General features: G+C 72.4%; 12 protein-coding genes. 1 reads left to right on the top strand and 11 read right to left on the bottom strand.

Going from position 1 to position 14,644, the window contains the following annotated elements; all coding sequences use genetic code 11:
- Positions 1-4 precede the first annotated feature (4 nt).
- From ABTZ99_RS32530 to ABTZ99_RS32490, 9 genes are all read right to left on the bottom strand, one after another.
- Positions 5-898 carry an aldehyde dehydrogenase family protein gene (locus tag ABTZ99_RS32530; RefSeq protein WP_498780545.1) on the bottom strand — a complete coding sequence of 298 codons (894 nt, stop codon included), beginning with the start codon at positions 896-898 and terminating at the stop codon, positions 5-7.
- Positions 891-2,318 carry an aldehyde dehydrogenase family protein gene (locus tag ABTZ99_RS32525; protein ID WP_499616705.1) on the bottom strand — a complete coding sequence of 476 codons (1,428 nt, stop codon included), beginning with the start codon at positions 2,316-2,318 and terminating at the stop codon, positions 891-893. Before ABTZ99_RS32525 ends, ABTZ99_RS32530 begins: the two co-directional genes overlap by 8 nt.
- Position 2,319: 1 nt before the next feature.
- Complete coding sequence (gene deoC / locus ABTZ99_RS32520) at positions 2,320-3,285, bottom strand: deoxyribose-phosphate aldolase (RefSeq protein ID WP_498780543.1); 966 nt, start codon at positions 3,283-3,285, stop codon at positions 2,320-2,322.
- 185 nt (positions 3,286-3,470) lie between these two features.
- Positions 3,471-5,669: a bifunctional polysaccharide deacetylase/glycosyltransferase family 2 protein gene (locus ABTZ99_RS32515; protein ID WP_499616702.1), complete on the bottom strand. Its 2,199-nt coding sequence runs from the start codon at positions 5,667-5,669 to the stop codon at positions 3,471-3,473.
- Positions 5,669-6,040: a hypothetical protein gene (locus tag ABTZ99_RS32510; protein ID WP_498780541.1), complete on the bottom strand. Its 372-nt coding sequence runs from the start codon at positions 6,038-6,040 to the stop codon at positions 5,669-5,671. The genes ABTZ99_RS32515 and ABTZ99_RS32510 overlap by 1 nt, the downstream gene beginning before the upstream one ends.
- 66 nt (positions 6,041-6,106) lie before the next feature.
- Positions 6,107-6,763: a DUF1707 SHOCT-like domain-containing protein gene (locus ABTZ99_RS32505; protein ID WP_499616699.1), complete on the bottom strand. Its 657-nt coding sequence runs from the start codon at positions 6,761-6,763 to the stop codon at positions 6,107-6,109.
- Between the two features lie 34 nt (positions 6,764-6,797).
- Positions 6,798-7,232, bottom strand: coding sequence for a hypothetical protein (locus ABTZ99_RS32500; protein WP_499616696.1), 435 nt, complete (start codon positions 7,230-7,232; stop codon positions 6,798-6,800).
- A gap of 8 nt (positions 7,233-7,240) precedes the next feature.
- A complete protein-coding gene (locus ABTZ99_RS32495) occupies positions 7,241-7,426 on the bottom strand; it encodes a DUF397 domain-containing protein (RefSeq protein ID WP_499616693.1) in 186 nt (61 codons plus the stop codon).
- Positions 7,426-8,262: a helix-turn-helix domain-containing protein gene (locus ABTZ99_RS32490; RefSeq protein WP_499616690.1), complete on the bottom strand. Its 837-nt coding sequence runs from the start codon at positions 8,260-8,262 to the stop codon at positions 7,426-7,428. Before ABTZ99_RS32490 ends, ABTZ99_RS32495 begins: the two co-directional genes overlap by 1 nt.
- A gap of 59 nt (positions 8,263-8,321) precedes the next feature.
- Between ABTZ99_RS32490 and ABTZ99_RS32485 the strand changes: the two genes are divergently transcribed.
- On the top strand, positions 8,322-8,546 hold the full coding sequence (locus ABTZ99_RS32485; protein WP_499616687.1) for a hypothetical protein: 225 nt from the start codon (positions 8,322-8,324) through the stop codon (positions 8,544-8,546).
- Here ABTZ99_RS32485 and ABTZ99_RS32480 read toward each other — a convergent pair.
- Both ABTZ99_RS32480 and ABTZ99_RS32475 read right to left on the bottom strand, forming a co-directional pair.
- Positions 8,534-9,517 (bottom strand): Gfo/Idh/MocA family protein, encoded by a 984-nt coding sequence (locus ABTZ99_RS32480; RefSeq protein WP_498780532.1) that lies wholly within the window; start codon positions 9,515-9,517, stop codon positions 8,534-8,536. The two genes, ABTZ99_RS32485 and ABTZ99_RS32480, sit on opposite strands and share 13 nt — an antisense overlap.
- A 1-nt stretch (position 9,518) precedes the next feature.
- Positions 9,519-14,639: a WD40 domain-containing protein gene (locus tag ABTZ99_RS32475; protein ID WP_499616684.1), complete on the bottom strand. Its 5,121-nt coding sequence runs from the start codon at positions 14,637-14,639 to the stop codon at positions 9,519-9,521.
- Positions 14,640-14,644 lie beyond the last annotated feature (5 nt).

Genomic DNA, 14,644 nt, shown 5'->3' with positions numbered 1-14,644 from the left:
CGGCTCAGACGCCGATCGGGTGCCAGACCGTCTTCAGCTCCAGGAACGCCCGCAGCCGGGCCAGGTCCGGCTCGCGGGTGAAGTCCTCCGACGGGCGCGCGCGCAGCACGCGCTTCACCGTCCCCGCCGCCGCGCGCTCCAGGTCCGCCCGCGTCGACTCCGGGGCGCCGGTCAGGTCCAAGGCGTTCACGTCCGCGTGCGACGCCAGCCAGGGCGCGATCTCCGCCGTCCGCCCGGTCAGCACGTTCACCACACCGCCGGGCAGGTCGGACGTCGCCAGCACCTCCGCCAACGTCACCGCGGGCAGCGGCCGGTCCTGCGAGGTCACGACCACCGCCGCGTTGCCGGTCGCGATCACCGGCGCCACCACGCTGATCAACCCCAGCAGCGACGACTGCTGCGGCGCGAGCACCGCCACCACGCCCGTCGGCTCCGGCACGGAGAACGAGAAGTACGGCCCGGCCACCGGGTTCGACGCGCCGAGCACCGTGGCGACCTTGTCGGTCCACCCCGCGTACCAGACCCACCGGTCGATGGCCGCGTCCACCAGCGACTGCGCCTTCTTCACCGCGACGCCCTCGCCGGCGGCGACCTCGGCGGCGAACTGCTCCCGCCTGCCCTCCAGCACCTCGGCCACCCGGAACAGCACCTGCCCGCGGTTGTACGCCGTCGCGCCCGACCAGCCGGGGAACGCCTTGCGCGCCGCCGCGACCGCGTCCCGGGCGTCCTTGCGCGAGCCCTGCGCCGCGTTGGCCAGGAACGCGCCCTTCGCGTCGACGACCGGGTAGGACCGGCCGGACTCCGAGCGGGGGAACGCGCCGCCGATGTAGAGCTTGTACGTCTTCGCGACGGCGAGCCGGTTTTCGGCCTTGCCGAGGGAAATCCGGTTCTCAGACATCGAGGTAGGCCTCCAGCCCGATGCGGCCGCCCTCGCGGCCGAAGCCCGACTCCTGGTAGCCGCCGAACGGGGCGGTCGGGTCGAAGCGGTTGAACGTGTTGGCCCACACCACGCCGGCGCGCATCTTCTGCGCCGCCCACAGGATGCGCGACCCCTTCTCGGTCCAGATGCCGGCCGACAGCCCGTACGGCGTGTTGTTCGCCTTGGCCACGGCCTCGTCCGGCGTGCGGAACGTCAGCACCGACAGCACCGGGCCGAAGATCTCCTCGCGCGCGATCCGCATCGCCTGCGACACGTTGGAGAACACCGTCGGCGCGAAGTAGAAACCCTTGTCCGGCAACGGGCACGCGGACGTCCACCGCTGCGCGCCCTCGGCGTCGCCCGTCTCGACCAGCTCCTGGATCTTCGTCAGCTGCTCGCGCGAGTTGATCGCGCCGACGTCGGTGTTCTTGTCCAACGGGTCGCCGACGCGCAGCGTGGACACCCGGGCGTGCAGCTTCTCCAGCAGCTCGTCGGCCACGGACTCCTGCACCAGCAGCCGCGAACCCGCGCAGCACACGTGACCCTGGTTGAAGAAGATGCCGTTGACGATGCCCTCGACCGCCTGGTCCAGCGGCGCGTCGTCGAACACGATGTTCGCCGCCTTGCCGCCCAGCTCCAGGGTGAGCTTGCGGCCGGTGCCGGCCAGCTGCCGCTGGATGATCTTGCCGACCTCGGTCGACCCGGTGAACGCGACCTTGTCCACGTCCGGGTGCGACACGAGGGCCGCGCCGACGTCGCCCGCGCCGGCGAGGATGTTCACCACGCCGGGTGGCAGGTCGGCCTGCTGGATGATCTCCGCCAGCACCAGCGCGCTCAGCGGCGTCGTCTCGGCGGGCTTGATCACCACCGTGTTGCCGGTCGCCAGCGCGGGCGCGATCTTCCACGCCGCCATCAGCAGCGGGAAGTTCCACGGGATGACCTGGCCCGCCACGCCGAGCGGGCGCGGGTCGGGGCCGAGGCCCGCGTAGCCGAGCTTGTCCGCCCAGCCCGCGTGGTAGAAGAAGTGCGCGGCGGCCGTCGGCACGTCCACGTCACGTGATTCCTTGATGGGCTTGCCGTTGTCCAACGACTCCAGCACCGCCAGCTCCCGCGACCGCTCCTGGATCAGGCGGGCGATGCGGAAGATGTACTTGGCGCGCTCGGAGCCGGGCATCCTGCCCCAGACCCGCTCGTAGGCGCGGCGCGCGGCCTTCACGGCCTTGTCGACGTCGGCGGGCCCGGCCGTGGAGACCTCGGCCAGCACCTCCTCCGTGCCGGGGTTGACGGTCTTCAGCGGCTCACCGGAGCCCTCGACGAACTGGCCGTCGACGAACATCCGGTAGTTCGGCTTGAGGTTCGCGATGTCCCGTGATTCGGGCGCGGGCGCGTATTCCCACATGTCAGTCCACCGTCACGTAATCGGGGCCGCTGTAGTGGCCGGCCAACTGGGTGCGCCGCTGCATCAGCAGGTCGTTGAGCAGCGTGGAGGCACCGAAGCGGAACAGGGTCGGGGTCAGCCACTCCGGTCCCGCGACCTCGTGCACCGCGACCAGGTACTTGATCGCGTCCTTGGTCGTGCGGATGCCGCCGGCCGGCTTCACGCCCCTGAGCTCGCCCGTCTGGGCGTGCCAGTCGCGGACGGCCTGCAGCATCACGTGCGTGACGGGCAGCGTCGCGGCGGGGGACACCTTGCCGGTGGACGTCTTGATGAAGTCGCCGCCCGCGAGCAGGCCGAGCCACGACGCCCGGCGCACGTTGTCGTAGGTCGCGAGTTCGCCGGTCTCCAGGATCACCTTGAGGTGCGCGTCCCCGCAGGCGTGCTTGACCTGCACGATCTCGTCGAACACCTGCCCGTACCGGCCGGACAGGAACGCGCCCCGGTCGATCACCATGTCGATCTCGGTGGCGCCCGCGTCGACGGCGTAGGCGGTGTCCTCCAGCTTCACCTTCAGGCTCGACCGGCCGGACGGGAACGCGGTCGCGACGCTGGCGACGTCGATCCCCGTGCCCCGGAGCTCCTCGACGGCCGTCTCCACCATGTCCGGGTACACGCAGACGGCGGCGACCTTCGGCACGTCCGGGTTGTCCGGGTCGGGCCGCCGGGCCTTCGCCGCGAGCGACCGCACCTTGCCGGGGGTGTCCGCGCCTTCGAGCGTGGTCAGGTCGACCATGCCGATGGCGGTGTCGATGGCCCACATCTTGGCGGCCTTCTTGATGCTGCGGGTGCCCAGACCGGCCGCGCGCTGTTCGACGCCGACCTGGTCCACACCGGGCAGTCCGTGCAGGAACCGGCGCAGCGACGCGTCGTCGCGGACGGCGTCCGCGAGCGCCGGGGGCAGCGACGGCGATGTCGATGGAGCAGCCATGTCGCCGAGTCTAGGCGGAATGGGACGGGCGTCCTAAGTGAGCGGCTTCGGGCAGGTCAGAGGGGTTGTGCGGGACGTGCGGAGGGTGCCTGGCACGGGTTGCGGACGGCCGTCGGACCGACTTCGGGCCCACCGGCTCGGTCCGCCCTCGGGGCCGCTCCCGGACCAGGGGCCGTCACGCTTGCTCAGCCGACGTGAAGCGGCTTCGTGACCTCGTCCTCGACGGCCCACCCGCGCCGGTCCAGCGGCTTGGTCACCTCGTCCGCGGGCGCCAGGTCGGGCGGAGCCAGGTCGGGCGCGTGCTGGGCCGCCGTGCCGGCGCGCTTGAGCTTCTGCCACGGCAGCCGCGCGCCGGCCAGCGCGGTGATCAACGACTGGATCACCACGAGGTACATCAGCTGCCGGTAGACGACCGGTTGCAGGGCCACCGCCCACAGCGGGCGCAGGCTCTCGCGGTCCAGGCGGAACGCGATCACCGCGGGCACGAGCTGCAGCACCAGGAACCCCAGCCACGCCGCCGCGCCGCGCACCGGGTCGGTGAACAGGCTGAGCACCGCGAACACGTCGATCACGGGCGCCAGCACCGGCAGCACGACCTGGTACAGCGCCAGGTACGGCAGCCCGCGCCGGCCCAGCCGACCGCCGAGCCCGCGCTCGCGCACCGCGCCCCGGTGCTTCCACATCGCCTGCAACGTCCCGTAGCACCACCGGTAGCGCTGGCGCCACAGCTGGCCCAGCGTCGCGGGCGCCTCGGTCCACGCCCGGGCGGTCTCGCGGTACGTCACGGCCCACCCGGCGCGCTCCAACGCCATCGTCAGGTCGGTGTCCTCGGCCAGCGTGTCCTCCGGCACCCCGCCGACCTGCCGCAACGCGCTGAGCCGGAACCCGCCGACCGCGCCCGGCACGGTCGGCATGCACTCCATCACGTCGTACATCCGCCGGTCGAGGTTGAAGCCGATCACGTACTCGATGTGCTGCCACCGCCCGAGCAGCCCGCCCCGGTTGCCGACCTTCGCGTTGCCCGACACCGCGCCGACGCCCGGATCGGCGAACGGCTGCACCAGCTCGGCCACGGTGTCCGGCTCCAGCACCGTGTCGCCGTCCACCATCACCACCAGCTCGGTCCGGCAGTGCCGCAGACCGGTGTTCAACGCCGCCGCCTTGCCCGCGTTCGCCTGCCGGATCAACGTCACCCCGGGCAGGTCCAACGCGCGCACGACCTCGCTGGTGCGGTCCGTGGAGCCGTCGTCCACCACGATGACCCGCACGTCGGTCGTGGCGGCGAGGATCGAGCGCAGGGTCGCCTCGATGCCCGCTTCCTCGTTGTACGCGGGCACCAGCACCGTCACCGGTTGCCGGGGCAGCCGCCGTGCGTGACGCCCGATGTTGCGCGCACGGCGCGCGTGGACGCCGGTCGTGCCCAACAACAACAGCGCCCGCAGCAACGCCAGCACGCTCGACACCACGACCAGCCACGTCATCACCGAGGTCGTCGCCGCGGCGGCGCGCACGGCCAGCGACACGGCCGTCCCCTCCGCCTGCTCGACGAAGCTCGCCGACCGGGCGATCGGCACGCCCAACGCGTCGCTCGCCGTGCGGAACTGGCGCCCCTCCGCCCGCAGCTTCGGGATGACCTGCTCCAGCGCCGCCACCGTCTGCGACCGGTCACCGCCGCCGTCGTGCGCCAGCACCACCGCGCCGCGCCCGTCGGTCGGCGTGGCGGCGGCGACGATCGCGTCCACGCCCGGGTTGCGCCAGTCCTCCGTGTCGTGGGTGGACAGCAGCACCAGGTGCCCCGAACCCACCATCCGCTCGACGGCGGCCAGGTCCTCGTCGTCCAGCGCGTCGGCGCTCGCGGAGTACGGCGGCCGCACGAGCGTGCTCGCCCGACCCGTCGCCGCGGCCACCACGAGCTGCGTCTGACCCAGCTCCACCGCCGTGCGCGCCTCGCCGACCGTGCCGAGGTCGACGTGCGTGAACGTGTGCAGCCCCACCTCGTGACCCTCGTCGGCCATCCGCTCGACCAGGTCCGGGTACCGGGCCGCGGCGACGCCCGTGACGAAGAACGTCGCCTTGACGTCGTTGCGCCGCAACACGTCCAGCACCTGCGGCGTCCAGCGCGGGTCCGGCCCGTCGTCGAACGTCAGCACCACCGCGCCGTCCGGCACCGCGCGCGACGTCAGCCCGTTGCCGTCCGTGCCGATCAGCGGGCCGCCCGTGCGCACGGACTCGGGCACGCGATCCGCCGGACCGGCCGTCGGCGCCTCGCCCTGACCCACCCGCTGCACCACCAGGAGGTCCAGCAGCAGGAAACCGAGCACCACCACCAGCGTCAGCGCCAACAACAGCCAGTGCGCGCGTGGTGACGGCAGGTGCGCGCGCATCAGCCCCTGCCGACGGACGTCGGCCGGTTCGAGGCGCCGGGCGGAGGTTCGGTGCGACGACCCTGCGTCTTCGTCGTCGTGGTCGTCGTCGGTTCGGCCGCCGTCGTCCTCGGCACGTCCGCGACCGTCGTCCCGGTCGTGACGCGCACCGGTGGCTCGGTGGTGGTCGGCACGGCCGTGGTCGTGGCGACGACGGCCGGCGCCTCCTCCTCCGGCACGGGGAGCAGCGACGACGGGTTCACCGGGCCGCCCGCCAGCGCCACGGCGAGCAGCGTCAGGTAGGCGAGCACGCACGCCACGGCGGCGCCGATGACGATGCGCAGGACCCACCGGCGGCGGCCGGACGGGTCGACGAACACAGGGCTGGACATTCGCGGCTTCGCAGGAGGGGGCGGCGGGCGGGGACGACGAAGGGTAACGCCCCCCGTTGCCCGCGACTAGCCCTCCAGCTCGCCGTGGTTGCGGCCCTTGAGTTTCTTCTTCTTCGGGTTCTTCGGGCGCCGCACCTCGACCGCGCCCATCATCGCGAACCCGGTGATCTTCACGACCGGTCCGCCGGGGATCGTCGGCGCGCCCTTGTGCGTGGCGTCCTCGAACGCGCCCATGAAGCCGATGCCGGTCACGTGGACGGTGACGTCCTCCGGCACGATGATCTCCACGGCGCCCATGAGCGCGTAGGCGTTGATCGTCGTCTCGCCCTGCGCGAAGCGGGCCCGGGTCAGGTCCAGCTCGACACCGCCCATGACGGCCACCGCCGTGTGCGTCGGGGGCACGACCCACTCGCCGCGGCGTTCCACGCCGGACCAGAACGCGACCGAGACCGTGGTGCCGGGCGTGCCGCCGATGCGCGACGCGGGGGCGTTGTGCGGCATCGGCACGGGCATGACGGACGGCGCGGGCACGCCGAGGTCGGCGGTCAGCGGCACCAGGTCGCCGTAGGTCTTGGCCGAGTACAGGGCCGCCAGGCGTTCGTCCAGCTCGTGCAGGTCCAGCCGGCCCTCGCCGTGCGCCTGCTGGAGCACTTGGGCGACCTTCTCGCGGTCGGCGTCCGAGGCACGCATCTGACGGGGATCCGGCACCAACTCGTCGCTCACCCGGGTGAGTCTAGGAGGGTGGTCGTCGGTTTGGTCAGTTTCCCGTCGCGACGAGGACCAGCTCACCGGATTCCGGTTCGAGGAAGGCCGACGCGTGCCACCGCTCGTGGTCGAACGCCGCGTCCAGCGCGTCCCCGGTCAGGAACGGCCCGTCCGGCAGTTCCGCGCGCATGCCGTCGACCACGTCGGGCGTCCTGCCCTCGGCGGTCGGCGCGTACTCGGTCATCAGCCGTTCGGCCGCGGCCGGGTCGAGCGCGACCACCGCGTCGATCCAGTAGGTGGACGGTCCGGGCACGTCGGCGCGCCCGAACGTGCCGGACATCCACCGCGCCCCGCCCGCCGCCTGGAGCACCGGGAAGCGCGTGACGAGCGGCTGGAGGTCGGTCCTCAACTCACCGGTTCCCGACTTCGCCGCCGGTTGCGCCTGCCCTTCGCACCCGACCAGCACCACGGCCGCGACGAGCGCCACGACCCACTTCACCTCGCGAACGCCGACCAGTCGACCTTGCCGAAGAACAGGACCGGGCCGTCGGGGTTCTTGGAGTCGCGGACGGCGGTGCGGTCGGCGACGCGGGCGACCTCGACGCAGTTGGCCTGGCTGCTGCTTCGGCTGCTCTTGCGCCACCGGACGTTGGTGAGGTCCATCGACTGCTCTCCTCGCATCACGTCATCCTGCCGATGAGCTTGGCGATCAGCCCAAGCGATTCCTCGGGCGACAGCGCCATGGCACACAGCGTCTGCCAGGCAAGCCTAGCCGAGTCGATGTACCGCACTTCCTCGAGAAACGTGCTCGTGTGACGGCTTTCGACGTAGACCAGACTCGGCTGGTCGGCGAACTCGAGTCGCAGGAAGGGCCCCTCCAGACCGGGGTGCGCGACGCTGTCGAAAGGCAGCACTTGCACGGTGACGTTCGCCCGGCCTCCCATCACCATCAGGTGCTGGAGTTGCGATCGCATCATGGCGGGGTCGCCCAAGCGCCGTCGGAGCACCGCCTCGTCCATCAGCAGGTGCACCACAGCCCGCCCGAGGATCACTTGCCGACCCATCCGGGTGGCGACCAAGGCGTCCAGCTCGGCGTCCGAGAGCGAACCATTGCCCCCTCGGATGATGGCGCGGGCGTAGTCGGGGGTCTGGGCGAGACCTGGCACGAGGAGCGGCTCGTAGTTGTAGAGGGCCGTCGCTTCCGCCTCGAAGCCGATGAGGTCCTTCCAATTGCTGGGGAGCTTGCCGTGGATGGCGTGCCAGTTCCGGTGTTCTCCGGCGCGGACCAGGTCGACCAGTTCTTGCCGCAAGGCGGCCGGCGCGCGCAGGTAGCCGAGGATCGCGGCCACCTCGTCGGCGCGGAGCCCTCGGGTCCCCGTCTCCATCCGGCTGATCTTGCTCTCCGAGCAGCCGATCGCGCTTGCCACGTCGGCGCAGCTCAGGCCCCTGGCCAAGCGCATCGCGCGCAGTTCCGTCGATACCCGCCGTTGTCGGACGGATGCCCCCTTGCGTGTCATGGCGCGACTGTTCCGCCTTGCCACGTGGGCAAGGAAGTCGTGTCACCCGAAGGGGAGCGTTGCGGGACCGCGTGGCAAGGAGCGACCGTTCCGGTGTGGAGAAGACCTGGGAGATCACGGGCGTGACCGGCACCTGGAAGATGACCGTGGCCCTCGACCCCGAGGACACCGACCTACCGCCGGCGCCCGAGGGTGCCGAACCGGATTTCGAAGGGTTGGTCGAGCACTTCCGCACGCTCGTCGACCTGAGCGACGCGCACCGGCGACTGGATCAGCTCGGCTGACGCACCGGCAGCCCGGCGGCGCGGTAGATCTCGTCCACGACGCGCAGCGTGGCCACCGCGTCGTCCGCCGTCGTGGGGAACGGCTTGCCGTGCAGCACAGCGTCCGCGAACGCCTCCAACTGGTACTCGTAGGACGGCCGCCGGTCGAAGCGCTCGACTCGTCGGTGCCCGTTCAGCTTGACGACGAGCCGGTGGCCGAACTGCGGCGCGAACGGGTTGAACACGCGCAGCTCGCCGTTGGCGCCCAAGACCTTCGCCGACAGCCTCAGCAACGACCGCGACCACATCGACGTCACCACGGTCCCGGTGTGCCCGGCCGGGAACTTCAACTCCGCCCGCATCGCCCGGTCGACGCCGTCACCCTTGAGCAGGGCCCGCGCCGACTTCACCTCCGGCTCGGCGCCGCCCAGGTGCCGCACCAGGTTCACCGGGTAGCACCCGGCGTCCATCAACGCCCCACCGGCCAGCTCCAACGAGTACCGGATGTCGCCGAACCTCGGCAGCGGGAAGCACATCCGCGCCTCCACGTGCCGCAGTTCGCCCAACTCCGCGACCACGTCCGGCAACCGCAGCGCCAACGGGTGGTACCGGTAGTGGAACGCCTCCATCACCACGAGCCCGCTCGCCCTCGCCGCCTCCGCGACGGCCGCCGCCTCGTCCGCGTTGGCCGCGAACGGCTTCTCGCACAGCACGTGCTTCCCGGCCGCCAACGCCGCCGTCGTCCACTTCCCGTGCAACCCGTTGGGCAGCGGGACGTAGACGGCGTCCACGTTCGGGTCGTCCAACAACTCCTCGTAGCTCCCGTGGACGCGAGGAATCCCGTGCCGGTCGGCGAAGTGCTGCGCCCGCCCGACGTCGCGCGCCGCCACCGCCGACACCTCGACCGACGCCACCGACCGCCCCGGTCTCACCAACGCCGCCGGCACGATCCGCGCCGCACCCAGAACCCCGATCCGCACGTGGTCGGCCATGTCAGGACGTTACCCCCGGCAGCGGCTCGTCAACCCCGAGCCGGTTGATCCCCGGGTAGTACGCGTCCAGCTCACCGACCTCGAACCGCACCTGCTTCACCGCCCACCACAACCGGTCGCCGACGTCGCCGAAGGCCTGGTAGGACCCGTCGGGCAGCACGACCGCCGACCCGCCGACACCGTGCACCAGCACCGCCCGCTCCGCACCGGTCGCGGCGTCCCAGATCCGCGCCGTGCCGTCGTCGGCCGTGGTGGCGACCCGCTTCCCGTCCGGCGAGAACGCCACGCCGCGCACGTCGCCGGTGTGGCCGGTCAACGTCACCAGGTGCTCACCGGTCGCGCGCCAGACCCGTGCCGTCCCGTCCGTGGACGCCGTGGCGACCCGTTGGCTGTCGCGGGAGAACGCCACGTCCCAAACCCCGCCGTCGTGCCCCAGCTCGGCCACCTGCTTCCCGCCGAGACCCCAGACGCGCGCGGTGCCGTCGACGGACGCGGTGGCGATCCGGTGGCCGTCGGGCGAGAACGCCGCGCCCAACACGCCGCCGGTGTGCCCCGCCAGCTCCACCCTGCCCAACCTGTGGAGATCCCAGAGGTACGCGAGGCCGTCCTGGTGCGCGGTGGCGAAGTGGCCACCGGCCGGGTGCACCGCCACGGCGTTGATCGGCGCGCCCTTGTGCTCGATCCGGGTGACGCGAACCTGGTCGGGCAGGTTCCAGCACGTCACGACGTTGGCCGCGGACGAGGCGACCAGCCGGCGGCCACCGTTGGACAGGGCCAGCGAGGTGACCACCCCGTCGACGCGGATCACGCCCTCGCCGGCACCGGTGATCTGGATGCCCGACGGGATCGCGACCGCCATCGTCGTGCCCGTCGGCGAGAACGCCGCGACCCGCCTGAGCCCGGGCTCGCCCCGGAAATCGCTCCGAACCGCGCCCGTCCGCAGGTCCCACACGCGGACTCTCCCGTCCACGGACGTGGTGAGCAGCGACCGGCCGTCCGGCGAGTACGACGGGGAACCGACCGGGTTCTGGTCGTCGCACAACCACTGCGACTGCTTGTCGTCCGCGGTGTGGGCGGAGGCCAACCCGTCGTCGGTGGTCAACGCGAAGCGCGTGCCATCGCCGATCGGCGTGACGCGCGTTATCCGACCCGGCAGCGACGAGGTCGTCACGTGGGCTCCGTCGGTGGTGAGGACGGAGTACTGGGAGCCCTGCGTGAGAACGAGCCGACGCTCGTCCAGGAACACCATCCCGTCGACGCGGCTCAGGTAACTGGGGATGATGGCCAGCCTGCCGCCGGAACGCGCGTCCACGATCGTCACCTCCTGCAGCGCGCCGTGGGCGACCGTCGTGCCGCCGGGCGAGACGGCCAACCTGACGCCGGCCCCCGGTGCGAACGCCATGACCACCTCCAGGTCGTCCGTGCGCCGCACCTCCACCTCGTGGTCCGACCTCGTGACGATCACGCTCCCGTCGGCCGACGCGACGAGGTCGTGGTGCAACCGCGGCAGTTCGCGCACGACCTCCCCGGACCTCGCGTCCCACAACCGGATCGCGCCGTGGCGGCCCCTGGTGACGAAGCGATCACCTCCGGCCACGAAGTAGCCGTGCCCGACCTGGTCCTGCCGCAGTCGGACGACCGGTTCGCCGGTCTCCGCGTCCCACATGTACGCCCCGCCGTCCGCTTCGAGCGTGGCGATCAGGCGGCCGTCCTGGGCGTAGGCGACGTCGACGACCGGGTGCGCGCGTCGGCGCCAGACCCGCACCGGCCGGTTGGCGCCCAGGTGCCGCAGCTCCACCACGTGCCGGTGCGCCACGGCGGCCAGCTCGCCGTCCGGTGAGAACGCCACCGCCGCCACGTCCGCCCCGAGCGGCGCGAGCATCGGCGTCGCCGGGTCGCGCCCGCTCACCGCCGCCTCCGCCGGCGCCGGTCCGGCCACACCCAGCAGGGCCGCCCGGCGCCACCGGCTGCCCGTCAGCACGGCGCCGGTCAGGTCACCGCCGATCAGCCGCACGCCGGTCAGGTTCGCGCCGGAGAGGTTCGTCCCGGCGAAGGCCTTGGCGTAGAGCCGCTGTCCGCTCAGGTCGGCCCCGCTCAGGTCGGCGCCACGCAGGTCCAGGTCGCCGAAGTCGAACGCGCGCAGGTCCGCGTTCGCCAACGACAGGTGGACCCGCGCCTCCAGCCGCCTGGCCACCTCGGTCGCGTTGTGCTTGGCCGCCTCCGGCGCGTCGACCTCCGCCAGCACGTCCCGCGCCCAGCTCAACGCGGCCTCGTGACCGGCCAGGTCGCACAGGAAGTCGACCATGAGCCGGGACATCTTCCGGTTGACGATCTCCGTGCCGGGCAGCTCGTCCGCCGCCACCTTCGCGACCAGCCACTCCATCACTGACTGGTGGACGAACGCGAACCCGCCCGCCTCCGTCCGCACCAGCAGCGACCCAGAACCGACGGCGTGCGCGGCCTGGTCGATCGAGTACCCGCGCTCGGTCAGCCGGGTCAACGTGCGCACCACGGTGTCTTCCAGGTCCGCCGTGTCGATGGTCGTCGCCGTGGTCTGCCACAGCCGCAACGCCAGCGCCGTGCACGCCGACAGCCGCTCCGCCCCGTCGAACGACGGCGTCCCGTGCCGGTGCCGTTGCCGGTCCACCTCCTGCACCAGCCAGAAGTCCACCAGCTCCCGGTACAGCTCGGCCGCGCTGATCCGGCCGTGCTGCCGGCGCACCTGGTGCAGCCGCTCGTCGTCCAGGTCGGCGATGAACGACAGCATCCTCGGGTTCCGGGACAGGCCCAGCAGGTCGTTGATCGCGCCCAACAGCTCGAACCGCGCCGCCGCACGGGCCGCGTCACCGTCGTAGTGCCTGGTCAGGAAGTCGCGGATCTGGTCGTCGGTGAAGTCCTCCAGCACCGCGACCCGGCTCGCGGTCAACGCCGACACCCGCCGGCCCAACGCGTTCAGCACCTGGTCGGTGGACTGGAAGTGCTGGCTGCGGCTCGTCAGCACGACCTTCGCCCGATCGGTCACGGCCTGCAGCAGCGTGGACAGGTAGTCGGCCGCGTTGTCGTACCCGACGCGCAGCTCGAGCTCGTCGAACCCGTCGAACAGCAGCGCCAGCCGACCGCTGCTGATCATGTACCGCAGCTTGGCCACCTCGACCGCGTCCACGCCCTCGCGCACGAGGTGCTGCGCCAGCAGCTCGTCCAGCGTCGGACCCTTCTCCAGGCTGCGCAGCTCCACCAGCACGGGCAGCAGGCCGGGGTGCTCGGCGGGCAGGGCGCGGGTCAGCTGCCGCAGCAGGAACGACTTGCCGCGCCCGAAGTCGCCGAGCACCACCACGAACCGGGCCACGTCCTCGCCGAGCCAGCCGAGGACCCGTCGCAGCAGGTCGTCGCCGCCTTCCTCGGACCCGGCCAGCACGAACCGCTGCGGCACGTACAGGTCAGCGGGGTAGACGCGGTCACCGGCCAGCCGCCGGGTCTGCCGCTGCGCCAACGGCCGCAGGTCCAGCAGTCCCTGGTACTCCACGAAGCTGCGCAGCCGCACGCCGCGCCGTCGTGCCGTGACCACCAGCCCGGCCTCGGCGGGCGCTCCGCTGTAGACCAGCTCGGACGGCACCGCCGGGTCGGCCGCGGCGAAGGAGGCGTGCACTTGCTCGACGAACGCGTCCACCACGGCGGCGGTCAGCTCGGCGACCACGCCGACCGGCCACTGCTCGAAACCGCCGCCGGGACGGGGCTTCGACACCCGGATGTAGTTCTCCTCGGCACGCGGCGTCACGGTCGCCGCCGGGTGTGCCACGCGGGTCGCTTCCAGCACGCGGTCGAAGAAGGTGTCCACGCCCCTGGCCAACCGCACAGGTGCCGCGGTCCACTCAGCGCCGCGGACGGGCGCCGCGACGAGCGACCAGGTGGCGGGCTCGTCGCGGAGGCTCGTGAGCGGGAGGTCGACGTCCACCGGGACCTGCGCCGGTCCCTGGACCGCGCTCAGCCGCCTGGCGGTCGCGTTGCGGTGATCCCGCAGGAGCTCGCCGAACCGCTCGACCTGCCGTTGGCCCAGGCCGAGGCCGTCGTCCTCGTGGGTGACCGGGATGGTCGAGTTGAGGCCGGCGACCACGAGCTCCAGCTCGGGGTAGTCGAACAGGGTCCACGGCTCGTCGGGCGTGAAGCTGAACCGCGCGCCGTGGAACTCCTCGAACGCGGCGGCGAACGGTCCCCACTTCGGCCAGTAGGGCGGCTTCGGGGTCCGGCCCCACGCCTCCTCCTGCCGGAAGTACGCCTCGCACGCCAACAGGTTCACGTCCCGCGCCCCGGGCACGACGACCACCCGTTCGCGGGGCAGCTTCACCGCGTCGGCCAGTTCGGCCAGGAACCGGAAGCCGCGCTCGAACTCGTCCGGCCTGCCGTGCTCGGTCAGGTCGCCGGTGAACACCACCAGGTCGGGGCGCAGCTCGGCGAAGTCGCCCGGCGGCCAGACGTCGTGCCCGGAGCCGAACCGCGTGCCGGCCAGGTGCAGCACGCTCAGCTCGTCCGGCCCGCCGGGCAGCTCCTCGCGCAGCCGGTCGGCGGCGACGGCGTAGCTGTCCTGGGAGGCGGCCGTCGCGATGATGCCGACCACGCGGCCGGTGCGGTTGTCCCACACCGGGCTGCCGCTGTACCCGCGTTGCACGGCCAGGGCGGACTCGCTGTCCAGCTGCACCAGCCGTCCGCCGACCTGGCCGCGGACCACGGCACGCGTCCAGGAGCCGTCCGGCCGGTTCGCCGGGTAGCCGAACACGTCGACCGCGGTGCCGGGGGGCGGGGGTGCGGCGGCCAGGCGGGCGGGCGTGACGCCGGCGGGGAGGTCGAGGTCGAGCGTGGCGATGTCGTCGCCCAGGCGGCCTTCGCGCGGTGGTGGCGGCGCCCACGTGCGCACGCGTGCCGTCACCGGTTCGCCGTTCAACGCGGGGAAGTCGACCTCGACCGCCTCCGTCGGCCGGGTCGCCGAGCGCGGGTCGAGGCCCAGGGCGAGGTTGACCACGTGGGCGCACGTGACGACGTGACGGCCGAGCACGACCCCCGCCCCGACGGTCCGACCGGCCGCGCCGGTGAAGCGGACGACGGAGCTGGGTAACGAGCCGTCGGGCATCGGTT

This window comes from Actinosynnema sp. NPDC002837 (assembly GCF_040295345.1).
GTDB lineage: Bacteria > Actinomycetota > Actinomycetes > Mycobacteriales > Pseudonocardiaceae > Actinosynnema.
The sequence above is the reverse complement of the archived record's forward strand: the minus strand, read 5'-3'. Positions and strand labels throughout refer to the sequence as shown.

Bases quoted from the DNA above. Each gene is read 5' to 3' on its own strand.
- ABTZ99_RS32475 (WP_499616684.1), bottom strand. From the start codon at position 14,639: ATGCCCGACGGCTCGTTACCCAGCTCCGTCGTCCGCTTCACCGGCGCG.
- ABTZ99_RS32480 (WP_498780532.1), bottom strand. From the start codon at position 9,517: ATGGCCGACCACGTGCGGATCGGGGTTCTGGGTGCGGCGCGGATCGTG.
- ABTZ99_RS32525 (WP_499616705.1), bottom strand. From the start codon at position 2,318: ATGTGGGAATACGCGCCCGCGCCCGAATCACGGGACATCGCGAACCTC.
- deoC (WP_498780543.1), bottom strand. From the start codon at position 3,285: ATGGCTGCTCCATCGACATCGCCGTCGCTGCCCCCGGCGCTCGCGGAC.
- ABTZ99_RS32530 (WP_498780545.1), bottom strand. From the start codon at position 898: ATGTCTGAGAACCGGATTTCCCTCGGCAAGGCCGAAAACCGGCTCGCC.
- ABTZ99_RS32495 (WP_499616693.1), bottom strand. From the start codon at position 7,426: ATGCGAGGAGAGCAGTCGATGGACCTCACCAACGTCCGGTGGCGCAAG.
- ABTZ99_RS32510 (WP_498780541.1), bottom strand. From the start codon at position 6,040: ATGTCCAGCCCTGTGTTCGTCGACCCGTCCGGCCGCCGCCGGTGGGTC.
- ABTZ99_RS32490 (WP_499616690.1), bottom strand. From the start codon at position 8,262: ATGACACGCAAGGGGGCATCCGTCCGACAACGGCGGGTATCGACGGAA.
- ABTZ99_RS32515 (WP_499616702.1), bottom strand. From the start codon at position 5,669: ATGCGCGCGCACCTGCCGTCACCACGCGCGCACTGGCTGTTGTTGGCG.